The organism is Methylosinus sporium, from assembly GCF_003113265.1.
GTDB lineage: Bacteria > Pseudomonadota > Alphaproteobacteria > Rhizobiales > Beijerinckiaceae > Methylosinus > Methylosinus sporium.
Genome location: NZ_PUIV01000001.1, coordinates 391,538 through 415,266, shown reverse-complemented (window position 1 = coordinate 415,266; position 23,729 = coordinate 391,538). Strand labels below are relative to the sequence as shown.

The window sequence follows — 23,729 nt, the reverse complement described above, 5'->3', positions numbered from 1 at the left end:
GGCGAGGCCGCGAATCATCAGGCCTGGAGGATCGGATTGGCGCGATAGACGGCCTGGGCCGCCGCGACGCCGCTGCCGGCCGTGACCGGAATGCCGACGTCGAGCATCGCCATTTCCGCGCCCGCGATGGCGCCGAGCAGCATCAGCTCGTTGAGGTCGCCGAGATGGCCGATGCGGAACACCTTGCCGGCGACCTTGTTGAGGCCGGCGCCGAGCGCGAGATTGTAGCGCTTATAGGCGATCTCGATGACCTTGGCGGCGTCGAAGCCTTCCGGCACCACGATGGCGGTCACAGTGTCGGAGTTCCACTTGGCTTCCTTGGCGCAGGGCTTGAGGCCCCAGGCTGCGACCGCGGCGCGCACGCCCTCGGCGAGATGGTGATGACGCGCATAGACCTGATCGAGGCCTTCCTCGAACAGAACATTGAGCGACTCGCGCAGGCCGTAGAGCAGCGGCAGCGCCGGCGTGTAGGGGAAGTAGCCGGTGGCGTTCGCCTTCACATGATCCTGGAAGTCGAAATAGGCGCGATGCAGCTTGGCGGTCTCGCCGGCCTTCAGCGCCTTCTGGCTGACGCTGAGGAGGGCGAGGCCCGCCGGCAGCATGAAGCCCTTCTGCGAACCGGAGACGGCGACGTCGACACCCCACTCGTCCTGCTTGAAGTCCAGCGAGCCGACCGAGCTCACGCCGTCGACGAACAGCAGCGCCGGATGCTTGGCGTTGTCGATCGCCTTGCGCACAGCGCCGATGTCCGAGGTCACGCCCGTGGCGGTCTCGTTATGCGTGGCGAAGACGGCCTTGATCTCGTGATTCTTGTCGGCCTTCAGCGTCTCTTCGATGCGGTCGGGATTGTTGCCGACGCCCCACTCCTCGTCCTGCTCGATCACATCGAGGCCGATGCGCTTGGCGAGGTCGATCCACAGATGGGTGAACTGGCCGAAGCGCTGCGCGATGACCTTGTCGCCGGGCGACAGAGTGTTGGTGATCGCCGCTTCCCAGCCGCCGGTGCCCGAAGCCGGGAAGATGAAGGCCTGGCCGGTCTCGGTCTTGAAGACCTTCTTGAGCTGGGTGAACAGCGGCAGCGTCAGCTCGGGGAACTTCGGCGAACGGTGGTCCTCGGAAACGACATTCATCGCGCGCAGGATACGGTCCGGAATATTGGTCGGGCCGGGAACGAACAGAAAATTGCGGCCCGGAATTCTGGAATTCGACATGTCTTGGGCTCCCTTCGAGCTCATCGGTTCGAGTTTGTTTTGGTCGGACGCGGGGAACGAGGCCCGGCGCCCGTTGCTTCTTCCCGCGGCGGCCGCGCTCAGAGCGGGCTCTGATCGCTCGAACGAGATCGTTCGAGCAAAGAGCGCTCTAGAACAGGCCGGCGATCCGCCCGTCCGCGCCGACCTCGATATTGTTGGCGGCGGGAACCTTGGGCAGGCCCGGCATGGTCATGATGTCGCCGCAGACGACGACGACGAATTCCGCGCCCGCCGACAGCCGCAGCTCGCGCACCGGGATCACATGACCCGAGGGCGCTCCCTTGGCGTTGGCGTCGGTCGAGAAGCTGTATTGCGTCTTGGCGATGCAGACCGGCAGATGGCCGAAGCCCTCTTTCTCCAGCTCCGCGAAGCGCGTCTTCACCGAAGGATCGAGCGCGATGTCCGAGGCGCCGTAGAGCTCGCGGGCGATGGTGCGCACCTTTTCCACCAGCGGCAGATCGTCGGCGTAGAGCGGCTTGAACTGCGACGGCTTCGCCTCGATCGTCGAGACGACCTTATGGGCGAGCTCCGCCGCGCCCGGACCGCCCGAGCCCCAATGATCGGCGAGCACGCAATCGACGCCCTCGGCCTCAGAAAGCTTCTGCAGCAGCTCGATCTCCGCCTGCGTGTCGGTGCTGAAGCGGTTGACGGAGACGATCACCGGCACGCCGAACTTCTGCACATTGGCGATATGGCGCTTCAAATTGGCGAAGCCCTTCTCCAGCGCCGCGACATTCTCGACCTTCAGATCGTCCTTGGCGACGCCGCCATGCATCTTCAGCGCGCGAATTGTCGCGACGATGACGGTGACGTCCGGCTTGATGCCCGCCTTGCGGCATTTGATGTCGAAGAACTTCTCCGCGCCGAGGTCGGCGCCGAAGCCGGCTTCCGTCACCACATAATCGGCGAGCTTCAGCGCCGCCTTGGTGGCGATGACCGAATTGCAGCCATGGGCGATATTGGCGAAAGGCCCGCCATGGATGAAGGCCGGATTATTCTCGAGCGTCTGCACCAGATTGGGCGCGATGGCGTCCTTCAGCAGCGCGGCCATCGAGCCCTGCGCTTTCAGCTCGGAGGCGCGAATGTTCTTCTTGTCGCGCGTCTGGGCGACGATGATGTCGCCGAGCCGGCGCTGAAGATCCTCGAGGCTGGTGGCGAGGCAGAAAATCGCCATCACCTCGGAGGCGACGGTGATGTCGAAGCCGTCCTCACGCGGAAAACCATTGGCGACGCCGCCGAGCGAGGAGACGATCGAGCGCAGCGAGCGGTCGTTCATATCCACGGCGCGACGCCAGGAGATGCGGCGCGGGTCAATGCCGAGCGAATTGCCCCAATAGACGTGATTGTCGATGAGCGCGGAGAGCAGGTTGTTGGCCGCGCCGATGGCGTGGAAGTCGCCGGTGAAATGGAGGTTGATGTCCTCCATCGGCACGACTTGTGCATAACCGCCACCGGCGGCGCCGCCCTTCACGCCGAAGCAGGGGCCGAGGCTCGGTTCACGAAGGCACATGATGGCCTTCTTGCCGATGTGATTGAGCGCATCGCCGAGGCCGACCGTGGTGGTCGTCTTGCCTTCGCCGGCGGGCGTCGGCGTGATGGCGGTGACGAGGATCAGCTTGCCGTCCGGGCGGTCCTGCAGGGAGCTGAGATAGTCGAGGGAGATTTTCGCCTTGTAATGTCCGTAAGGCAACACATGTTCGGCGGGGATGCCGAGCTTCTCACGCGCGACGTCGACGATCGGACGCATGGACGCCGCTTGGGAGATCTCGATATCGGATTTGGGAGAAAGATGCTGGTTGCCTTTCCCGCTGGCCGGGATGGACGTATCGGACATTACAATTTCTCTCCCCTCGCAGAAAGCGTTGCGTCCGCCCTCGAAGATTTATCCGGGCCGAATGGCCTCGTTCCGCGCAGTGGAATTGCTGCGCGCGCAGCCAACGACCGTCGGGCCGAAATCGGGAAGCGCCCGATCTCCGCCGTCATTGTCTCGTGAAACTAGAACCTACCGATAGTTTCATCAAGAACCACGGCCGGCGCAAGATTCACGGCTAGCGGATGTCGGGCTCTGCGCGAGGTCGTCCTCGCCCGCAAAACGTCGATTTTAAATCCGCGGCCCTGTGGCTATGGAGAGATAGAATTTCCTCGTCAAGCGAAATTATCGCGCGCGATCGCCCATGGTTTCCGCACAATTCGGGCGATCGCGACGCTCTCCTCTTCGTTCGGCGACGTCTCGCATTTTCTTCGCACATTCCAATAGCCGGGGCCTTCGGCCTACCCGGGCCCTATCCGTTCAGAGGAGCCGCCGCCTGTCGCCGGTCGTGGGCGCAGGAAGGCCGGCGGCCGGTGTTTTGCCGGCTGAATCGATCTTTGCGCGCCGGAATCGCCTCGCGCGTCCATCCAGCCTCGCCCCAAAGTCGGGGCCGAGGCGGCATGGAAAAACGGCCACGACCTACCCGTACCCCTTCGAGCGGGGGAGGGAAGGGTCGCTCGACGAATGGGATAGCGCCCGCCCGTTCGTCACTCTGGAAAAAAAGTCAGAGCGAGGCCGTTGATGCAATAGCGCAGGCCGGTGGGCGGCGGCCCGTCGGGAAACACATGGCCGAGATGCGAGCCGCAGCGGCTGCAATGCACCTCGGTGCGGGTCATCCCATGCGAGTGATCGACCGAGGTGCCGATGGCGCCGTCGAGCGGATCGAAGAAGCTCGGCCAGCCGGTGCCGCTCGCGAATTTCTGGCGCGTGGCGAAGAGCGGCTGATCGCATCCGGCGCAGGCGAAGACGCCGGGACGCTTCTCATGCTCGAGCGCGCAGCTTCCGGGCGGCTCGGTGCCATGGCGGCGCATGACGACATATTGGTCGGGCGTGAGCCGCGCCCGCCATTCTTCCTCGGTGCGGGTGACGGGGAATGGGGCGTCATCGGATTGGACCATGGTCAATTCCTCCGGGCGATCCTTTGTCGAGATACATAGCATGGATTGCGCCGCGTTCGCGGCGCATTGAGCTCGGTAAACATTGCGACTGTGGTTCCGATTGAGATAAATAACGAGTCCGTAGTCCGACGACTCGTCGGCAGGATTCGCGCTCTTGCAGCGAACAAGAGGGAAAAATGGCTAATTCGAAAAATTATTCTGAGACCTTTGCTCCTCTGTCGGACGAAGAATTCATTTATCTTCTCGGTTTGGGTCGATTGCCCTCCGAATGGGAAAGAAAGAAGAACGTAGAACTCGCCTTGCTGCGGCCGAAAATCGCCAACAGCGCCGAATTCGAGGCGAGAAATCCTCGCTGCCCGGAATTCGTGAACGACGGCTTCGATCTTTTGATGACGCCGGAGCCCGACTTCATCGATCGGGCCTATCGGATCGTGCTCGAACGTGAGCCGACGATCGAGGAAACGAACCTCTGGATGAGCGAGACTCCGCTCAACCCAGCCAAGCTCGCCAGCGCGCTTTTTCACTCCGACGAATTCACTTGTCGATATGGCGCTCATCCGAGCGAGACGCCCGATAGAATAGGCCAGCAACAAATATTGCAATTTAAAGTGGATACGATCAACTGGGATTTATACTGTAGATACGTATCCACCAGACGAAATGGGCAAGATAGAAGACGCATCGCAAAATTATCACTGCTAAAAAAATCTACGATATCCATCGGGATGAATTTTTTCGCTATGGACTTCCCAGATTTAGAAAGGGTCGTTCGGAAACTTTGGGAAGATCACCGAGTCGATGTTCGATTTGAAATGACGTCTCTTTCGAATCTTCGAAATAGTGAATCTAATTCAAGTATAGATGTATATATTACCAACAATAATTTTTTACAACATGAGCTTTATAATTGTTACGAATTCCTATCAGATCCTCCATTTTTGCTTGCTTGCTGGCTATGGGACAATCACCACTTGTTCAGCTTCAGTACGGGAGTAGCGCAAAATTTCGATATTGTGATTCCTGCACATTCAAATGGTCAAACCTATCTGCATGGCGGTCGCGCGATCGTCAGCTCGGTGACGCCCTGCTGCGTGTTTCAGTGGTCATCCGACGAAGTAAAGTTTTACTTTGATCAAATTTCATCTCTGCCTCGCTCGAACGAATTGTATGGGCGTTTCAATTCTTACGCGGGCCGTTGTAGCCTGCGAGACGGCTTTTTGCAGCAAGCCTCGGAGGCGCTACAACCGAACCGGATCAACGTCGTCCCCGTCCACGAAAATAAATTTCTGCACGCGACCAACCAGGATAGATTCAACGAGATCGCCGGATTCAAAGCCATTGTCTGCAATCCGATCTACAATGACGTTCCGGCCCGCGTCTTCGACGCTCTGGCGGTGGGGGCCGTTCCGATCGTGCCTCATGGATTGCCCGATCTGTCGCGTTGCTTCGATGCCGCCGCGCAAGTCGCGTTTCCGATCGTCTCTTATATTCCAGACAATATCGAATCTCTGCGCGCCGCTACCCGTGCCGCGATTGCCGCCTTCGACGCGGGAGGCGCGGAAGGCATGAAATTACGTCACCAAGCTGCGATGGACGGCCATTTCCTGCACCATAGACTGACCGCGATGCTTTCCGAATTGATCGCACTGGCGAAAAGCAGTTGTTGAACCAAGATGAGAAGATCAATTTGGTCGGCGCCTTCGGGAGGTGAGCGATATCCACATGTCCAACGCTTCACACGGTGGTGATCCGCTCTGACTTAGGCGACCTCTCCGCCGGGGGGCTGCTCGCTGAGCAGGGCTATAGTGTGCTGCTGCTCGACCGCGACATGGCCGCGCCTGGCGTTCACCCGCCAACGAGACGCGTCGTCCAATCCTCGACCACGCCGCGCGCGAGGCGCCGTGCGGCCAATTCCCGCCATGAGGGCGCGAGCTCGCGCAGCTCGGCCATTTGCGCCAGCGCGTCGCGATCGAGCATATGCCGATAGAGCAATTCGTTGAGCCGCGACAAGGGCCAGTCCGGCAGCGGCCGCTCGATGCGCTCCAGACGATCGCCCGGCTCGGCGACGCCCTCCCGCAGCACGCGATAATACCAGCCCGTGCGCCCGCTCGTCTGCACGCGCCGCGCCATATCCGGCCGCGCGAAGCGGGCGTTGAGCTTCCAGCAGGGCTGACGCCCCTGGCTCACCTGCAACAGCGCCGAGCCGAAGGCGAAGACGTCGCCGACGCAGACGTCTCTCTCGGTGACGCCGAGCGTCGAAATATTCTCGCCGAAGGCCGGCGGCGCGGCGAGCGCCCCGACCAGCTCGGGCCCTTCCTTCGCCCATTGATCGTAATGGTCGCGCGGATAATGATGCAGCGCCTTCTCCGGCCCGCCGTGATGGCGCAGATCGCCCTGGCGGTCGCCCGAAAGACCGTCGCGACCAATGCGCCAGGGCGGCGCAGCGGCGCTTTTGACGATGCCGCTCGGCGCGTCGCGCGGGCCGAGCGGAACGAGCGCCGCGGCGGCGAACATGGTTTCGATCGACGGCGACATGGTCGAAAAGCCTCGTCCGCGAAAAGGCCTCGCGCGAGCGACGCCCGGCGAGGCAAGTTTCGGAGTCGCCGAAGTGACATCGGCGGGGGGTCGTCCAGAATTACTTCAGCGCCGCGAGATCGGCGCCGAAATTGATGTGATAGGCGCGCCCGTCGATGACGAAGGCGGGCACGGATTTGACGCCGGCCGCCTCCGCCTCGCCGAGCCGCGCCTTGTCCTCGCCGAGATGCACGATTTCGACGTCGAAGACATTCGGGTCGAGCGCTTTGGCGAATGCGGTCTCCGCATCGGCGCAAACCGGACATCCCGCGTGATAGAATGTCGCTTTCGTCGCCATGGCCTTGGTCCTCCTCTCTCGTGGTTTCGGCGCGCCCGTCTCATGCGGGGCGCCGGCTTTCTGCGAGATCGCCTGGGGCTTGGAACGGCGACGCCGCGGCCCTCTGCGTCTCGAGAAGCTGCGATTCATCCTATCTATGCTCCAGGGCCGGCGGGCTCCGGCGCGCGACGCGCGAAAAGGCTCCAAGCCGCCTCGCGGGCCGGTTGCGGGGCCGGGTCGTGCTCGGCGCAATCCAGTCGCAAATGGCGGCCGCCGAAAGCGGCGTCGACCAGCGCGCAATGATGCGGAAGCTCCGCGTCCTCATGCGCATAGGGGCGGAAATGGCGGCAGGTGACGCAGAGGCGTTGCGGCGGAATGGCCTTCGCTTGCTGCAAGGCGCGAATGGTCTTGATGATCAGATCGAGCAGCGTCTGCTGCTCTTGCGGCGAGAGCGTCTCCAGCGCGCGTTCGGCGGAGGTCATGGCGAGGCCAATGGCGCGGACCACGTCGCAGCCCGCTTGCGTCACGCGAATGGCGACGGCGCGCTTGTCCTGCGCATCGGGGAGCTTGATCACGAGCCCCTTGCGGACGAGCGCCGCGATGGAGTCGGTGGCCGTCGGCTGGGTGACGCCCAAATGTTCCGCGACGGCGCGCAGGCGCATCCCTGCGTCGCCGCGACCCGCGACGAAGGTGAGCGCGTGAAGCTGCGTCGGCGTGAGCCCGGCCTCTTCCGCCACGCCCCATTCGTCCGCGCGCATTGCGGCGGCGATGCGGTCGAGTCCTTCCCGCAAGCGACGGGGCAGAGGGGTCGTGATGGCGTCGAAGGGCGTCATGGAATTTAATTAGGATTCCTAATTATTTTTGTCAAGCGCCGGCTGGACAGCGGCGTGACCGCCGGGCTCCGGCGCCACATGATAGCGCCGCACGGCGGGAAATAAGATGAGAACCAGAGTTAAAATCTGCTGCATCGGATCGCCGCGCGAAGCGGAATTGGCGATCAGCGCCGGAGCGGATGCGCTCGGACTCGTCGCAGCCATGCCCTCGGGACCCGGCCCCATCGCCGACGAATTGATCGCCGATATCGCCGCCGCCTCTCCGCCGGCGATCTCGACCTTTCTCCTCACCAGCGAAACGAGCGCCGCGTCGATCGCCGCCCATATCGATCGCACCAGGCCCACGACGGTGCAGATTGTCTCTCACATCGCCGCCGGCGACGCCGCGGAACTGGCGAGGCTTCGGCCGCACATAAGGCGCGTTCAGGTGATTCATGTAGAAGGCCCGCAGGCGCTGGATCTCGTTCCGGCCTACAGCCCCTTCGTTCATGCCTTTCTGCTCGATTCGGGCCGCCCCGGCGCCGCCACGCCGGAACTCGGCGGCACCGGCCGCACCCACGATTGGTCGATCAGCGCGGCTTTCGTCGCGGCGAGCCCGAGGCCCGTCTTCCTCGCCGGCGGCCTCGACGCCGGCAATGTCGGCGAGGCGATCCGGCGCGTCCGTCCCTTCGGCGTCGACGTATGTTCCGGGGTACGGCGAAATGGCGCGCTCGACCTCACGGCGCTGCGCGATTTCATGCGCGCCGTGCGCGCGGCGGACGAGAGCTGACGCGCGATCGCGCTTGCGAGCCGTCGCCTCTCTGCGCTAGGCCAGAAAGGTCATTCGCCTCTCGCAGGATCGACCCTCATGCTCCGTCCCGCCGCGTTTCTGCTCGCCCTCGCCGCCGCGCTTCCGGCGCGCGCCGCCGATCTCAATGATTATCCGACCTCGGCGCGGGCGGATTATGTGTTCGGCTGCATGAAGGCCAATGGCGATTCGCGGCAGGCGCTGGAACAATGCTCCTGTTCCATCGACATCGTCGCCTCCCTATTGCCCTATGAGCGCTATGTCTCGGCCGAGACGGTCGCCAGCATGGATCAGCAAGTCGGGCAGATCGGCTCGCTGTTCCGTAACTCGCGCCTCGCCAAGGAGGCGCTGGAGGAGTTGCGCCGCGCCCAGGCCGAGGCGCAGGTGCGGTGTTTTTGAGAGAACTCGCCTGAGTTATATAACTCAGGCGAGCATTCGTAAAGGCTATCGCCATCCGCGAAAAATTTGTGGTCTAGACTCTAGCACTTAGCCGAGCATAAATATTTGTGATCCGGAAAAGCGTTGAATAGCAGGCCTTACTTTTTCCCATCGTTTGCGGGTTATGGGCGGCTATGTCCATGTACGCCTGCTTAGCAGACTCTATAAGTTCATTGTCGCTAAATTCCGTTGGCTTGTTTATTACCCATGTTCCACGCTTCGCCCGCCCCACGAAAGCTGAATGCGCGGCCAAAATCGGGAAGATCACACCGTCCGGAACCTCCACGATCTCCCCATTATCACGCTCTATTGAGCGAATACGGGTACCGCGAAATCCCTGATGACTCTTCCATTTTTCGTACAATTTCCACGCTATCGGCGCCAAGTCAAGACAACAGTCATACACCTCACCGGGCCCATCCTCTACGATCTTCTGAAACAGCTTCAAGCATCTAGTTTTTTGACTGTAAGTAAAAACCTTGTTCGATGCTTCGATCTGTGGGTCTATTTGGCCCAATATCTGCGCAGGCAGCAATGCGAATATAACCTGAATTAGTTTCTCCGTATCGAGAAACTCCCCGTCAGAAATTAGATCCGTTTCCGATTTTCTTAGCTTCGCGTTCGGCACAGCCAAGCGGACCGCACGCTCTAAGTCATCGAGCTGTCCGCGTCTGCCCGCGATCGAAATAGCGCGCACATCATTTTGGAAATTTCGCGCAATAGAAATCTCTGCAATCAGGTCATCATCATCCGTTACAATGAGCTCATACTTAACACTAGGAACATCATCGGGAGTCCCATTTGCTTGCTCAAAATAACGCCGTAATTCCCCCTGGGTCTGCGAGCCGTTAATAATACTTGGATGCTTTAGTCGTATCACTTTTTCCTTGTCATCGACAACTGCTCCACGCGCAACAATCACCATTCCGCCGTTTAGGATACTGAATTGATCCGGCGTGTCCCGCAACGTCTTACGAATTGCCTGATGAACGAGCGTCGGAGTCCTTTTCTGTTTACCCTTCGCATCAACCAAATACTCTCTAACGTTTTCATTGTCTTCAAGATCAAGAACCGACGTTGAGGGCGCGTGTCCCGCGTAAACCTTTCGACTTTGCCGATCGTCCTCGGGCGCGCTGATATTTCGGCAGCTAAGATAGGGGAAAAGGTAATCGCGAGACTTTTCGATCGAAGCCATGGTAATCTCCTTGTTTTCCGACGACCGTCTACAAAAGGCGTGCCCGCCTGGGCAACCACAACGAGTCGTCATCAAGATTAGAGCATCCCTGAACTGGCAACGTCAAGGTCGTGTAGCCGTCAAGCTCCCGACAGCCGCGCCGTCGCCCGCGCATGGCCGATCAGCGGCAGCAGCAGCGATAGTTCCGGCCCATTCTCCGCGCCCGTGAGCGCGACGCGCAATGGATGAAACAGCGCCTTGCCCTTGCGGCCCGTGCCCGCCTTGACGGCGCTGGTCCAGCCGGACCATGTCGCCTCGTCCCAGGGCTCGGCGGGCAGCAGCGCCAGCGCCTCGGCCAAAAACTCCGCATCCTCGCGGATCGGCGCGATCTCGCCCTCGACGACGCGCCACCAGTCCAGCACATCGGCGAAGCGCGTCAAATTCCCCCGCACCGCGCGCCAAAAAGGCTCGGCCTTGAAGCCGACGATGTCATGCGCCTCCAGCCGTTCGCGGACGTCGTCATAGTCCAATAACGCCAGAGTGCGATGAGTGAGCGGACCCAAATCGGCGGGATCGAAGCGCGCGGCGTTGCGCGAGAGATGCGCGAGATCGAATGAATGCGCGAGATCGCCGAGCGAGCGGACCGCATGGACGCTGTCCGAGGAGCCGGTGAGCACGGCGAGCGCCGCCACGGCGAGGGCCTCATAGCCCTCCTCCCGCAGCGAGGCGATGGCGAGCGAGCCGGTGCGCTTGGAGAGCGCCTCGCCGGTCCCGCCGACGAGAAGATTGTGATGCGCGAAGATCGGAGCCGGCCGCTCCGGCGCCAGCGCCTGGAACAGGCGAATCTGCACCGCGGTATTGGTCACATGATCCTCGCCGCGAATCACATGGGAGATGGCGAGCTCTATGTCGTCCACCACGGAAGGGAGCGTGTAGAGAAAGCTGCCGTCCTCGCGCAGCAGCACCGGATCGGACAGAGTGGCGCAATCGATCGCGCAATCGCCGCGCACGAGATCGCGCCATTCGACGACGCCGTCCGGCAGCTTGAAACGCCAATGCGGCTTGCGCCCCTCCGCCGCGAGCCGCGCTCGCTCCTCGAGCGAGAGCTTCAGCGCGGCGCGGTCATAGACGGGCGGCAGGCCGCGCGCCTGCTGCAATTTGCGGCGCTTCTCCAATTCCTCCGGCGTCTCGTAGCAGGGATAGAGCAGGCCGGCCGCCTCGAGGCGCGCCGCCGCCGCCTCATAGCGCGCGACGCGCTGCGACTGCCGCACCACCACATCCGGCCGCACGCCGAGCCAGGCGAGATCGACCTCGATCGCCTGCGCGAACTCCTCGCGCGAGCGGGCGAAATCGGTGTCATCGAATCGCAGCACGAATCTTCCATGGTGGGAGAGGGCGTACAAATAGTTCAGCAGGGCCGGACGCGCATTGCCGATATGGATGCGGCCGGTCGGCGAGGGCGCGAAGCGAACGATCGGAGTGGTCATGAGCAAACTTCGGCAGGAGGAGAATGCGAGGGCCGCGCGACGCGAAAAGATTCTCGCGCCGCCCCCCTTTTGCCAAGAGCTGAGCTCCTTGTCAGGCGGAATATCGGTCTGGCCCGCCCCGGGGCTGCGCAGCCGTCGCCGACCGCCGGCGCAGAGCGCCGCCGCCGCCCGTCTCGAATCCCGCAAGTGACAGGCAGGGAACACGCATGATTATGGCCTATGTGTGCGCCGCCTTTTGCGCGACGCTGCTCACGCTCAACCTTTCCAGCATCGCCATCGCCGCCTTTCGCTGCAAAGCCCGCCCTCGCAATCTGCGCGTTCCGGCCCATGCGCCGCCGGTGAGCATCGTGCGGCCTCTGCGCGGACTGGAGACCTTCAGCGAGGAGACGCTCGGCTCCACCTTCGCGCTGGATTATCCCCGCTACGAGGTGCTCTTCTGCGTGCAATGCGCCAATGATCCGGTGATTCCGCTGGTCGAGCGGATGATCGCCGCGCATCCGCAGATTTCCGCTCGGCTGCTCGTCGGCGACGATTATGTGAGCGTCAATCCCAAGCTCAACAATTGCGTCAAGGGCTGGGACGCCGCGCGCTACGCCTGGGTGGTGCTGGCCGACTCGAATGCGCTGCTGCCGCCCGACTATATTCAGACCATGCTCGCCGCCTTCCGCGACGACACGGCGCTGTCCATCTCCATGCCGATCGGCTCTCGCCCCAAGGGCTTTTGGGCGGAAGTGGAATGCGCTTTCCTCAACACCTTCCAGGCGCGCTGGCAATATGGGGCGGAGGCGGTCGGCATCGGCTTCGCGCAAGGCAAGAATATGATGTGGCGCCGCGAGGTGCTGGAGCGCGCCGGCGGCATTCGCGCTCTCGGCGCCGAGATCGCCGAGGACGCCGCCTCCACCAAGATCATCCGCGCGCAGAAGATGAAGGTGCGGCTCGTCGACATGCCCTTCGAGCAGCCGCTCGGCCATCGCACGGCGCATGAGGTCTACTCCCGCCATGTGCGCTGGGCGCGTCTGCGCCGCGTCACCTTCCCCGCCTATTTCGCGCCGGAATTCATGAACGGCAGCTTCATGCCCGTGGTGACGGGCGCTTACGCCGCGCATCTGCTCGACGCCAATGTGGCGTTGACGGCGGGCGCGATCCTCGCCGGGCTCTATGGCGCGGAATGCCTCCTCGCCCGCATCGCCGGCTGGCGGCTCTCGCGGCTGACCCCGCTGGCGCTGCTGACGCGCGACATTCTGCTGCCGGTGATGTTCGTGGACGCCTGCCTCTTCGACGATTTCGTCTGGCACGGCAACGCCATGACCGTGCGCGAGCAGGAAGAGCAGACGACCGGCTGAACGAATTCCCCCGACATTCCCTCGAAAAGACCCGCGAAGAGGAAGGGGCGCCGCGAGGCGCCCCTTTTCATTTGGCCGGCTCCTCCGGCGTCGTTATGTCGATCTTGCGAATGACGCGCTCCGGCTCCGGCCGCACCAGATCGATGGACAAGAGCCCGTTGACGAGATCGGCGCCCAGCACCTGCATCCCCTCGGCCAGCAGAAAGGCGCGCTGGAACTGCCGCGCGGCGATGCCGCGATGCAGGAACTGCCGCTCGCGATCGTCCTCCAGCTGCTTGCCGCGAATGACGAGCTGGCTCTCCTCGAGCGAAATCTCCAGTTGCTCGCGCGTGAAGCCGGCGACGGCCAGCGTCAGCCGCAGCCGATCGGGACGAGAATCGGCGCCCGGCAGCCTCTCGATATTATAGGGCGGATAACCATCGGAGCCCGAGCGTGTGACGCGATCCAGCGCGCGTTCGATTTCGTCGAACCCCAGGAGGAAGGGGGAATTCAGCGTCGGCAGTCGTGCCATTACGAAGCCCTCGCGGCGCTTCTCGTGCGAAAAATCTGCGAGGCCCGGCGTCGGCGCCTCGGGGCCGTATATGGAGCCGAAGCTCGACACGATCAAGCGGGGGCGGCAGGACGTAGCGTCCCCACCTCAGAATTGCCAGAGGAACCGCCCTTTCAGCGCATGAGCTTCCGCGCTGGAGGCGAGACGGGACGAATAGACGAGCGAGGCGAGCGCATTGGGCGCGACGGCGGCGTCGAGCCCCGCCTCGATCAGCAGCGCGTCGACCGCGAGCGGCGCGCCGGCGACGAAGACCGGCGCGGATCCAGGAGCGAGGGACATTCCGGTCGTCGGAACGATGCGGTCGAAAGCGTGGCTCCAGGCGAAGGACGCTCTGGCGGAGACGGCCGCGGCTCCGATCGTCCATGCAGAGGTCCGCGCTCGGACGCCGATGGAGGAGAAGGTCGTGGCGGTCTGCGCTCCGGCGACGGTCAGGGCCGCGGACCCGCCGCTCTCCCGAAACCCATCGCTCGCCACCCGCACATGAGCGACGCCGGCAAAGGCCTCCGTCCCCTCGAACGGCCAGAAGCCGCGGAACAAGCCACGATAGGAGGCCTCGCCGAAAGCCTGCGCGGTATGCGCGCCATAGTCGGCATGAGGGGCGTCGGCGAAGCCGCGGAAGGCGATCCTGCGCATCGTCGTCACATCGTGATGAGAATAGGCGCCGCCGACTCGCAAGCCGAGATCGGCGGCGCGCGTGTCGCCATAAACGGCCACATGAGCGGATTCCATGTCGCCGGTCGAGGCGCGGGAGTCGACGCGCGCCTCGCTGTGTCCGCCGCCGGCGGCGACGCCCAATCGCGAATCGCCGAGCGCCATATCGACGCCAGCGAGGCCTCCGGCCGTGCTCATGCGCGCGGTCGCGGCATTGCCGTCGCCGCCGAGGCGCGCCCAATCGCCAAAGCCATGGGCCCAGACCGCGAAGACGGGGACGGTCGATCCGGAGACCGCCTGCCGCTGCCGCTCGAGCACCGCATCGCGCAGCATCCGGCTCTCATCGACGAGCAGGGCGCGCAGGCTCGAATGGATCTCACCCGAGAGACCGTCGAAGGCGGCCCTCGCCTCGGCCGCCGTCAGCAGCAGCGCGGGCGCGACGATCGGATGCGCGAGGCCGGCGAGCTCCAGCGCTCGGCCTGCGGCGACCTGATTGCGCGTGCCGCCGACGTTCGAGAAATCGACGCTGTTGCGCACGAGCTTCAGATAGACGTTGTTCGCGTCATAGCTCAGCGACGGACTGTAGAAGGCGAGATCGGTGGTCGCCTCGTCGAAAACGCCGGAGCGCCCGCCCGCGGCGGTCAGAATCGTGTAGGAGGCGTTGGCCGCGTAATCCCCCTGCGCCGCCAGCGCGCGCACCGCGCCGCCGTTGATCGTCGCGGTCCCGGCGACGGAGAGCGCGCCGGCCGCGCTCGGCGTCACGCCGACGGTCAGCGCGGAGCCCGCCTGCTGGACGTAATTGCCCTCGATCGTGAACGTTCCGCTGTCGATTCGCACATTGCCGAAATTCGCGACCGCGCCGGCGACGACGCCCGCGCCGGTCAGCGTCGCGCCGCTCCGCACCTCGATCGCCGGGCTCGTGAGCCGCCCGCCGACATGCGTCACGCCGCTCGTCAGCGTCACGCCGCGCGAGAAGGCGCCGGCTCCCGTCAGCGTCCAGTCGGCGCCGTTCATCGCGAGCGTTTCGAAATTCTGGAACTTCGCGATGCTTTCGGCGCCCGAGCCTTCGAGGATGAGATTGTCGGTATTGGCGCCGCCCAATACATTGCCGTTGAGCGTCGACCCGGTCTGTAGCCGCAGCGTATGGACAGCCGCTGTCGCTGCGCCGCCGCCGGCGGCGAAACTGATCGCGTTGACGGCGCCGCTGATGGAGCCGCTATTGGTGATGTCGGCATTCGAATTGTTGCGGATCAATATGCCCTCGGCGTTCGTCGAGCCGATCGCGCCGGTGTTGACGATCGTCCCGCCACCGGTGGCTTCGACCGCCGGTCCGCGCCGGGAGGAAATGGAGCCGGCGTTGCCGAAGGAGGTGAAGACGGCGCTGGCGCTGGCGTAGACGCCATTATAGTCGCCGAAGATCACGCCGCCGACGGCGTTCGTGAAGACCGAGGGCCCGCCCTGCATGAGCACGCCGGTGCTGAAGCCGCTCGTCTTCGTCGCCTGTATCGAGCCGGCGTTGAAAAGGACGCGCGACGTCCCCTGCCCGATGGAAACGGCGTTCAGGCCGGTGTCGGTCTTGATCGTTCCGCCGCCGAAATTATTGACGGTTCCTCCGAACCACATCGTCACGCCCTCGCCGGCGCCGCCGGTGATCGTTCCGTAATTGTCCAGATGGCCTGGGCCGCCCGCCGGAGGCAGGCCGAACGGCTTGTAGCCGAACGTCATGGCGGTCAGCGTGCCGGTGACGGTCGCTCCGCTCGCGTTGAGGAACGCGCCGCCCTGGCCGAGCGTCACCGTGTTGCCGCCGCTGACGGAGCCTTTATTGGTCACCGACCATGCCTGGAGCGTGGCGCCGATCGCCGGACTCGAAGAGCCGATGGCCACGCCGCCGTTGATATGGGCTGTCGTTCCGGTGAAGGTGTCGAGGTTGACGCTCGGCGCGTTAGCGGTGATTTCGACATCGGCGGCGAAGGCGCCTTTGGCGTCGAGAAATGCCGCGATCAGAACGGTTGCAAAACCAACCGCCGCCGATCCTCGACCGGCGCTCGAGCAAGCTGTCATCTGCCCCTCCCCCCGCGGCGCAGAGCGCTGCCTCGGCCGTAAGTATCGAAAGGCCGGCGATTCGAAACCTGACTCTTCAGCCAGGTCGCGTTCAGATGAGGCCGTAGAGCGCGAGGCGGGTCACGCATTCCGAGCGCGACGAGGAGCCGAGCTTTCTCTTCGCGCCTTCAATGTGGAAATGCGCGGTCGAGCGCGAGATGCCGAGCACCTGGGCGATTTCCCAATCGGTCTTGCCGACGGCGACCCATTGCATACACTCGATTTCCCGCGCGGTGAGCTTCGGCATGTCCTCCGAGACGAGGCCGAAGCCGATCTCTCTGCGGCAGCGCTCGTGAATGGCGCGGGAAATGAGATCGAGACAGGCGCGCTCCTGCGGCGAGAAGGTCACCGCCTCGAAGGAAGCGAGGGAGACGAGGCCCTGATAGCCCATGGGCCCATGGATCGGCACGCCGACGACCTCGCGCCACCCATAGGCGCGGCCGACGTCATAGACCGCTTGCGCGCGCGGCGTCAGCGGCCGGCGCGTCTCCACCTCGCTCCAGAGGTAGAGCGTCATCGAGCGCCGCGCCTCCTCGACGAAAGGATCGTCGGCGAATATCTGCCTTTCATTGTAGAGGGCGAGCCAATCTTCCGGCCAATCGTTGAAGAAGAAGCGATGGACGCGATGCGCCGAAACGCCCGTCCAGGCGCCGCAGACGGAATGGACGAGGCCGACCATGCGGATGATTTCACGAAATTCGGCGACGGCCGAGTGAATGTCGACATCGTCCGAGCAGGCGCCGGCGAGCGCGAGGGAGCGGGCGGAGAACGCGAGGGAGCGGACGGAGAAGTCGGCGGACATGAACGGCCCCGGCGAAATTCGGAAACGCGCCAGAGCCTAGCCGAAGCTCCAGAAACCGTCCAGAAATGAAGCAGGGAAGCGCGGAGGCGAGACGCGGGTCAGGCTGTCGAATTCGAGCCTTGATTTAGCTGAGCGGCCAGCTTATCGATTCAGAATAATACAGGAAAGATGTAATGACTGCGCATCCAGACGGCGATGATCGAGAAGTCGACTTTAGTCAGAAGCTTTTTGGCAGACCGCTACGAGGAGCGCGCGAGGACGCGCCCGTCTCGAGCGAGACCGCTGGCAGATCGGAAGTCGATGTGAGCGACGACGTCTTGACCCGCAGCGAAGCGCTCGGCGCTCTTTATGCCGGCCTGCTCGGCCGCGAGCCGGACGAGTGCGGTTTCAATGGCTATATGCTGGCGATGCGCAATGGCGAGTCGCTCGCCTCGATCGTGAAGGGAATGGCCAACAGCCCGGAATTTCTCGGCCGTCACGGGCTGGTGCGCGTAGGCGCGGTCGAGCTTCCGGACCTCACCGAGATTTTTCCGACCAAATATGTTCGTCGGCATGGTGGGCGGTCGATTTTCAATGCGTCGCAAGACGATGATTTCAGCTGGATGTTGCGTATGATCGATGAAAATCGATATTACGATCATCTCGGAATCTGGTCTCCGGTGATCGACCGCGACAAGCGCATTACGGCCGCGATCGCTATGGGCCTCGGCGCCGAGAGCTGCCTGGAACTCGGCTGCTTCAGCGGCCCCGTTCTCAGCGTGCTCGCGGACCATGGCGTCGACGTGTGCGGCGTCGAGCTCAGCCATATCGCCTTCATCCTCGCTTTTCCCAACGTCCTGCGAAAGCTGAAATACGGCGATCTTCTGGATATCGCCTTCGATCGGACCTTCGACGTCTTCGTAGGCATGGATATTCTCGAGCATCTGAACCCGATCGAGCTGCCAAAATATGTGCGCCGTATCCGTGAGTTGATCGCACCCGACGGCTTTGCGCTGATCAATTCTCCAATGATTGGAAACGACGACGTCTTCGGCCTCGCATTCGATCCCTATTTGCCGGAGTGGCGTCAGGCCGAAGAGGACCGCTTCTGGCGGCATATGGATTGCGACGCCAAGGGCTGGCCGATGCATGGGCATTTGGTTTGGGCCAGCCCACGCTGGTGGGAAAAGCTGTTTATCGAGGAAGGCCTCGTCCGCGATCGACGCCTGGAGCGCCATGTTCAGCTCTTGCTGAAGGATTTTTTCGAACAATTTCCGGGCCGCAGGTCGCTGTTCCTGCTTCGCCACGTCGATCACGAGCCGGACATCGCCGCGGTCGAGAAAAGCCTGACCGCCCGGATCGGCGAAGCGCTGTCGGCGCCGTAACTCGGCGCAGAGATCGTGATCGGGAGCCCGGTCCAGGCTAGCCATGCGCGCCGATTTGTTGTATGCGGCCCGCACGAGTTTTCACCCCGCCCCCGATGCGGGGAGTTGGAGATCGAGACAAATGGCCGTTCCGAAGCGAAAAACCTCCCCGATGAAGCGCGGGTTCCGCCGCTCCGCCGACGCGATCAAGGCGCCGACCTATGTCGAGGACAAGGATTCGGGCGAGCTGCGCCGTCCGCATCACATCGACCTCAAGACCGGCATTTATCGCGGCCGGCAGGTGCTGAAGGTCAAGGCTCAGGAAGCCTGATCTTTTCGGCCGCGCGAATTTGCGAGCCCGACGCGCGAGAGCGCCGTCGGGCTCGCGGCGTTTCGGCGAGGACGATCTTCAGCGCGCCTGCTGCGCCTTGGCCAGCAGCGGCAGCAGAATCGCGCGCGGCGCCGCACGTCCCGCAGCGACGAAGAATTTGTTCACCAACCCCGGCACCACCACGCGCCGGCCGGAGAACAGCGCCTCATAGCCCTGCCGCGCGACCTCCTCGGCCGGCAAGAGCGCGGGCTTCACCGCTTTCATCTCGCCTTTGTAATCAAAGCCGGCGCGCTCTTGAAAACCCGTCTGCACCGGACCGGGACAAAGCGCGGTGACGCGCACGCCATGCGGCTTCAGCTCCTCGGCCAGAGCCTCGCTGAAGGAGCGGACATAGGCCTTGCTGGCGTAATAGACGGCGAAGCCCGGCCCCGGCATGAAGGAGGCCACGGAGGCGACATTCAATATGCCGCCGCGCGTCTCTATGACCGAGGGCAGGAAGCGCAGGGTCAGCGCCGTCAGCGCGCGTATGTTGAGATCGACGATCGCCAATTGCTCGGCGGCGTCCAGCTCGGCCACACGGCCGACGAGGCCGAAGCCGGCGTTATTGACCAGAATCTCCGGCTTGCGCCCAGCCGCGCTCAAAATCTCTGCGAGACTCTCGCAAGCGCCCGTCTCGCAGAGATCGAGATCGACGACCATCGGCCGCTCCGTCGCGCCGGACGCCTCGATCTCGCCGGCCAGCGCCTCCAGCCGCTCGCGGCGGCGGGCGACCAGAGTGACATGATGGCCCTTGCGGGCGAAGAGCTTGGCCAGTTCCAGGCCGATGCCGTCCGAGGCTCCGGTGACGATGGTGGTGGTCGCGGCGTCGCTCATGTCTTCAGCCTCCCCAGGGGCCGGGCGGAGCCGGCTTGTCCGCGTCCTTCGCAGCCTGACGCAACGAAACGCGATCGCGCGTGGAGACGCCGAGCAGCTCGGCGACACGCCAGATCACATTTTCCTCGAATTCATGGACCTCGCCATCGGCATAGGCCATTTCCCACAACATGCCGATGACGACGCGGCGGCCGTCCTCGTCGAGCCGGCGCTTCAGTACCTGGGTGAAACGGTAGAGATCGACGGCCTCGCGCTCGCTCTCCGCCGCGGCCTCGATCAGCGCGCGGGCGGCGGCGTGATCTAGGCCGAAGCGCGTCTCGACCAGCTTTTGCAGCAGCGCGCGCTCGCCGGGGTCGAACTCCCCGTCTATGGAGGCGAGATGCACCAGAAGCGCGACCGCGGCGAGCCGATAATCGGAAGCCTCCAAGGGCCGCGGCCGCGCCGGCGCGGCGACTTCGTCGAGAAAAGCGCGGAGGGCTTCGAGCATGAGCGCAGCTTTCGAAAGTTGGAACCGTCATTACGTTCTATATGTCGTCCGCCGCGCCTCGCATAGCTCGCGGCCGGCGCCCGCGCTCGGAGCGACATCGCCGCTATCGACGCGAACTGCGCAATTGCCGATTGACAGAGCCTTGAATTCGCTTTACCTACGTTATTGCTGCAATGCAGCGTGACTCGTTCCGGCCGCGTGGATCGCTTCCCACAGGGGATCGGAGCCGTAGAGCGGGTCCTCATCATGACGACGGCCCGATACGCGGGGCAGGTCTCCCATCCATCGCTGCATGGCCTCGCGCGGGAGACGTTTTCGCGCACATGCGGCCTATTTCGAAAGTTACGCAGTGACCAATTTCGCCGATCTCGGCTTCGCCGAGGTCATTCTGCGCGCGCTCGCGCAGGAAGATTATGTGACGCCCACGCCGATCCAGGCTCAGGCGATTCCCCCGCTCCTCCAGGGCCGCGACCTGCTCGGCATAGCGCAGACCGGCACCGGCAAGACCGCCGCTTTCGCTCTGCCGATCCTGCAACGGCTGCTCGACGAGCGCAGCCGTCCCGCTCCCAACACGGCGCGCGTTCTGGTGCTCGCCCCGACGCGCGAGCTCGCGGCGCAGATCGCCGATAGTTTCCGCGCCTATGCGCGCTTCGCCCGCATCAGCGTCGGCGTCATCGTCGGCGGCGTCGCCCATGGCCCGCAGATCCGAATGCTCGCAGGCGGAGTCGATGTTCTGGTGGCGACCCCCGGCCGCCTGCTCGATCATGTCGCCTCCAATCATCTGCGGCTCGATTCGACGCGGACGATCGTGCTGGACGAGGCCGATCATATGCTCGACCTCGGCTTCGTCGTCCCCATTCGCAAGATCGTCTCGCGCCTGCCGAAGGATCGGCAGAATCTCTTCTTCTCGGCCACCATGCCGAAGGAGATCGCGTCGCTCGCCGACGATATGCTGCGCGATCCCGTCACCGTGCGCGTGACGCCGGCGGCGACGACGGCCGAGCGCGTCGCGCAGCGCGTGATTCTGGTGGACGGAACGGCCAAGCGCGACGTTCTGCTGGAACTCTTTTCCGATCCGAACTTCTCGCGCGCCATCGTCTTCACGCGCACCAAGCGCGGCGCCGATCGCGTGGCGCAGCATCTCGCCGTGAACGCCGTCGGCGCCTCGGCGATTCACGGCAACAAAAGCCAGAATCAGCGCCAGCGCGCGCTCGACGATTTCCGCGCCGGCCGCACCCGCGCGCTGGTCGCGACCGATATCGCCGCGCGCGGCATCGATATCGACGGCGTCTCCCATGTGGTGAATTTCGAGCTGCCGGAAACGGCCGAGGCCTATGTTCACCGCATCGGCCGCACTGCGCGCGCCGGCGCGACGGGCGCCGCCGTCTCGCTCTGCGACAATAGCGAACGCTCGCTGCTCAAGCAGATCGAACGCGTGACCCGCCAGACGCTGCCGATCACCGACCGCCGCAGCGCGCCGGGCGCCGCAGCCGAGGCGGACGCCGCGCGCCGCGCGCCGCCGCATGAGCATCGTCGCACGCATCAGGAGGCCGGCCGCGCCGCGCGCCATCCGGGCAAGCCCGGCGAGCATGGACGCCCGCCTCAGCAGCAGCAGCGCCGCCGCAGCGGCAAGCCCGGCGGCCCTCGGCCGGACCATAATGCGCCGCGCTCGCGCGCTTCCGAGTAAGCAAGTCGAGCGAGGGCCTGTCCTCCTCCCCGAAGGGAGGAGAACAGGCCCTCGCTGACACATATTTCAGTTCTCGGCTCTATTCTCCTGCGAGAAAATCGCAGCGGGAGAGCCGGCAATGGTCTTCGATCTCCTCATCGTCGGCGGCGGCGTCAATGGCTGCGCCATAGCGCGCGACGCCGCCGGGCGAGGGCTGAGCGTCCTTCTGCTCGAGCAAAAGGACCTCGCCGCCGCGACCTCCTCCGCTTCCACCAAGCTGATCCATGGCGGACTGCGCTATCTCGAGCGCTATGAGTTCCGCCTCGTCCACGAGGCCTTGGCCGAGCGCGAGCTGCTGCTGGCCGCCGCGCCGCATATCATTCATCCGCTGCAATTCATCCTGCCGCACGAAGGCTCGATTCGCCCCGCCTGGCTGGTGCGGCTCGGGCTCTTTCTCTATGACCATCTGGCGCGGCGAAAGCGCATCCCCGGCTCCACGACCGTCGCGCTCGCCGGAACGCCTTTCGGCGCGCCGCTCACCGCCGATCATCGCCTCGGCTTCTCCTATTACGATTGCCGCGTCGACGATTCGCGCCTCGTCGTGCTGGAGGCGCTCGACGCATTCGCGCGCGGCGCGGACATTCGCATCGGCGCGCGGCTCGTCGGCGCGCGGCGCGCGGGCGGGCGATGGCTCGCCAGCGTCGCCGCCGCCGATGGAAAGCTGGAGGACATAAACGCCCGCGCGCTGATCAACGCCTCCGGCCCTTGGGTGTCGGAGACGCTGGAGCAGCGTCTCGGCCTGCGCTCCCGCAAGCATGTGCGGCTGGTGAAAGGCTCGCATATCGTCACGCGCAAGCTCTATGAGGGCGCGCAGGCCTATATGCTGCAGCGGCCGGACAAGCGCATCATCTTCGCCATTCCCTTCGAAGAGGATTTCACCCTCGTCGGCACCACCGACATTCCCTTTCCCGGCGCGCCCGGACCGGTGGCGATCGACGCGGCGGAGACCGATTATCTTCTCGCGGCGGCCAATCATTTCTTCAAAGAAAAGATCACGCCCGGCGATGTGGCGTGGAGCTATTCGGGCCTGCGCCCGCTCTATGACGATGGCGCGCTCGAGGCTTCCGTCGTCACGCGCGATTATGCGTTCGATCTCGACAACGCCGACGGCGGCGCGCCGGCGCTGTCGATCTTCGGCGGCAAGATCACCACCGCGCGCCGCCTCGCCGAACATGCGCTGGATACGCTCGCGCCCTTCTTCCCGCATATGCGCGCAGCCTGGACGGCGGGCGCCGTTCTGCCCGGAGGCGACATCGGCCCCGGCGGCTTCGACGGCTTCGTCGCGGAGCTTTGGCGCGCGAAGCCGTTTCTCGCGCCGCGCCTCGTGCGCCGGCTGGCCGGCGCTTATGGAACGCGCGCGTGGCGCTTTCTGGAGACGGCGCGATCACTCGCCGATCTCGGCGCGGATTTGGGCCGCGGCCTGACGGAAGCGGAGCTCGATTATCTGCGCGCGCAGGAATGGGCGCGCACGGCAGAGGACGTGCTGTGGCGTCGCTCCAAGCTCGGCCTGCGTTTCGACGCCGCGCAGACGGAGAGACTGACGCGCGCCCTCGCGCAGCGCAGCGTGTGAAGCTCGCGCTTCAACTCATCGATCACGCCGCCGGAGCGAATCGCAGACGATCGAGAATCCTTGCCGTGAGCGCGGCCTTTCGACGGCGGCGCAGCGCTCACGGCGGCGCATTTCGGCGCGGCGCGCCGAGCGGCTGCAGCGTCGCCGACAACATCTTGCTTTTTATCGAAATTTTCGACGCTTCGCAGCGCTGTGCAAACATGGG

The 23,729-nt window shown here is 64.1% G+C and carries 21 protein-coding genes; 8 read left to right on the top strand and 13 right to left on the bottom strand.

All coding sequences use genetic code 11. The features are described from left to right. Positions 1-17 precede the first annotated feature (17 nt). The 3 genes from C5689_RS01965 to msrB all read right to left on the bottom strand — a co-directional run bounded on the left by C5689_RS01965 (position 18) and on the right by msrB (position 4,178). Positions 18-1,211, bottom strand: coding sequence for an aminotransferase class V-fold PLP-dependent enzyme (locus tag C5689_RS01965; RefSeq protein ID WP_036293367.1), 1,194 nt, complete (start codon positions 1,209-1,211; stop codon positions 18-20). 148 nt (positions 1,212-1,359) lie between these two features. Beyond that, complete coding sequence (locus C5689_RS01960) at positions 1,360-3,084, bottom strand: formate--tetrahydrofolate ligase (RefSeq protein WP_108915550.1); 1,725 nt, start codon at positions 3,082-3,084, stop codon at positions 1,360-1,362. A gap of 683 nt (positions 3,085-3,767) precedes the next feature. Continuing rightward, a complete protein-coding gene (gene msrB / locus C5689_RS01955; protein WP_108915549.1) occupies positions 3,768-4,178 on the bottom strand; it encodes a peptide-methionine (R)-S-oxide reductase MsrB in 411 nt (136 codons plus the stop codon). Positions 4,179-4,354: 176 nt separating this feature from the next. Here msrB and C5689_RS18105 point away from each other — a divergent pair, with 176 nt between their 5' ends. Further along, positions 4,355-5,845: a hypothetical protein gene (locus tag C5689_RS18105; RefSeq protein ID WP_146188303.1), complete on the top strand. Its 1,491-nt coding sequence runs from the start codon at positions 4,355-4,357 to the stop codon at positions 5,843-5,845. 178 nt (positions 5,846-6,023) lie between these two features. Here the strand turns inward: C5689_RS18105 and C5689_RS01945 are convergent, their stop codons facing one another. The 3 genes from C5689_RS01945 to C5689_RS01935 form a co-directional block, all read right to left on the bottom strand. After that, a complete protein-coding gene (locus C5689_RS01945; protein WP_108915547.1) occupies positions 6,024-6,713 on the bottom strand; it encodes an MOSC domain-containing protein in 690 nt (229 codons plus the stop codon). Between the two features lie 100 nt (positions 6,714-6,813). Continuing rightward, positions 6,814-7,050 carry a thioredoxin family protein gene (locus tag C5689_RS01940; RefSeq protein ID WP_108915546.1) on the bottom strand — a complete coding sequence of 79 codons (237 nt, stop codon included), beginning with the start codon at positions 7,048-7,050 and terminating at the stop codon, positions 6,814-6,816. Positions 7,051-7,184: 134 nt separating this feature from the next. Beyond that, complete coding sequence (locus tag C5689_RS01935) at positions 7,185-7,862, bottom strand: MarR family winged helix-turn-helix transcriptional regulator (RefSeq protein WP_167398671.1); 678 nt, start codon at positions 7,860-7,862, stop codon at positions 7,185-7,187. Between the two features lie 106 nt (positions 7,863-7,968). Here C5689_RS01935 and C5689_RS01930 point away from each other — a divergent pair, with 106 nt between their 5' ends. Then, a complete protein-coding gene (locus C5689_RS01930) occupies positions 7,969-8,631 on the top strand; it encodes a phosphoribosylanthranilate isomerase (RefSeq protein ID WP_108915545.1) in 663 nt (220 codons plus the stop codon). 78 nt (positions 8,632-8,709) lie between these two features. Then, a complete protein-coding gene (locus C5689_RS01925; RefSeq protein WP_108915544.1) occupies positions 8,710-9,048 on the top strand; it encodes a hypothetical protein in 339 nt (112 codons plus the stop codon). 73 nt (positions 9,049-9,121) lie between these two features. Here the strand turns inward: C5689_RS01925 and C5689_RS01920 are convergent, their stop codons facing one another. Together C5689_RS01920 and C5689_RS01915 are read right to left on the bottom strand one after the other, a co-directional pair. Continuing rightward, positions 9,122-10,282, bottom strand: a complete 1,161-nt coding sequence (locus tag C5689_RS01920; RefSeq protein ID WP_158271728.1) for an AIPR family protein — start codon at positions 10,280-10,282, stop codon at positions 9,122-9,124. A gap of 119 nt (positions 10,283-10,401) precedes the next feature. Then, entirely contained in the window at positions 10,402-11,748 is a 1,347-nt protein-coding gene (locus C5689_RS01915) for a glutamate--tRNA ligase (protein WP_108915543.1), read from the bottom strand. A 206-nt stretch (positions 11,749-11,954) separates the two neighbouring features. On the opposite strand from C5689_RS01915, the gene C5689_RS01905 reads away from it, so the two are divergent. Beyond that, positions 11,955-13,091, top strand: a complete 1,137-nt coding sequence (locus C5689_RS01905; protein ID WP_108915541.1) for a ceramide glucosyltransferase — start codon at positions 11,955-11,957, stop codon at positions 13,089-13,091. 67 nt (positions 13,092-13,158) lie between these two features. Here C5689_RS01905 and C5689_RS01900 read toward each other — a convergent pair whose 3' ends face one another. From C5689_RS01900 to C5689_RS01890, 3 genes are all read right to left on the bottom strand, one after another. Then, complete coding sequence (locus tag C5689_RS01900; RefSeq protein ID WP_108915633.1) at positions 13,159-13,602, bottom strand: Hsp20 family protein; 444 nt, start codon at positions 13,600-13,602, stop codon at positions 13,159-13,161. A 126-nt stretch (positions 13,603-13,728) separates the two neighbouring features. Beyond that, positions 13,729-16,353, bottom strand: coding sequence for an autotransporter outer membrane beta-barrel domain-containing protein (locus tag C5689_RS01895; RefSeq protein ID WP_108915540.1), 2,625 nt, complete (start codon positions 16,351-16,353; stop codon positions 13,729-13,731). A gap of 91 nt (positions 16,354-16,444) precedes the next feature. Next, positions 16,445-17,194 (bottom strand): helix-turn-helix transcriptional regulator, encoded by a 750-nt coding sequence (locus tag C5689_RS01890; RefSeq protein WP_108915539.1) that lies wholly within the window; start codon positions 17,192-17,194, stop codon positions 16,445-16,447. A 173-nt stretch (positions 17,195-17,367) separates the two neighbouring features. Between C5689_RS01890 and C5689_RS18990 the strand changes: the two genes are divergently transcribed. Beyond that, complete coding sequence (locus tag C5689_RS18990) at positions 17,368-18,558, top strand: methyltransferase domain-containing protein (RefSeq protein WP_108915538.1); 1,191 nt, start codon at positions 17,368-17,370, stop codon at positions 18,556-18,558. 121 nt (positions 18,559-18,679) lie between these two features. Continuing rightward, the gene (gene rpmF, locus C5689_RS01880) at positions 18,680-18,868 is read left to right on the top strand and encodes a 50S ribosomal protein L32 (protein ID WP_024878183.1); all 189 of its coding nucleotides are present in this window, start codon (positions 18,680-18,682) and stop codon (positions 18,866-18,868) included. A 78-nt stretch (positions 18,869-18,946) separates the two neighbouring features. On the opposite strand, the gene C5689_RS01875 is transcribed toward rpmF, so the two are convergent. Both C5689_RS01875 and C5689_RS01870 read right to left on the bottom strand, forming a co-directional pair. Further along, complete coding sequence (locus C5689_RS01875) at positions 18,947-19,741, bottom strand: SDR family NAD(P)-dependent oxidoreductase (protein WP_108915537.1); 795 nt, start codon at positions 19,739-19,741, stop codon at positions 18,947-18,949. A gap of 4 nt (positions 19,742-19,745) precedes the next feature. After that, on the bottom strand, positions 19,746-20,228 hold the full coding sequence (locus C5689_RS01870; protein WP_108915536.1) for a tellurite resistance TerB family protein: 483 nt from the start codon (positions 20,226-20,228) through the stop codon (positions 19,746-19,748). A gap of 292 nt (positions 20,229-20,520) precedes the next feature. Here C5689_RS01870 and C5689_RS01865 point away from each other — a divergent pair, with 292 nt between their 5' ends. Next, positions 20,521-21,915 carry a DEAD/DEAH box helicase gene (locus C5689_RS01865; RefSeq protein ID WP_108915535.1) on the top strand — a complete coding sequence of 465 codons (1,395 nt, stop codon included), beginning with the start codon at positions 20,521-20,523 and terminating at the stop codon, positions 21,913-21,915. 118 nt (positions 21,916-22,033) lie between these two features. Continuing rightward, positions 22,034-23,524, top strand: coding sequence for a glycerol-3-phosphate dehydrogenase (locus C5689_RS01860; protein WP_108915534.1), 1,491 nt, complete (start codon positions 22,034-22,036; stop codon positions 23,522-23,524). Positions 23,525-23,729: the final 205 nt, after the last annotated feature.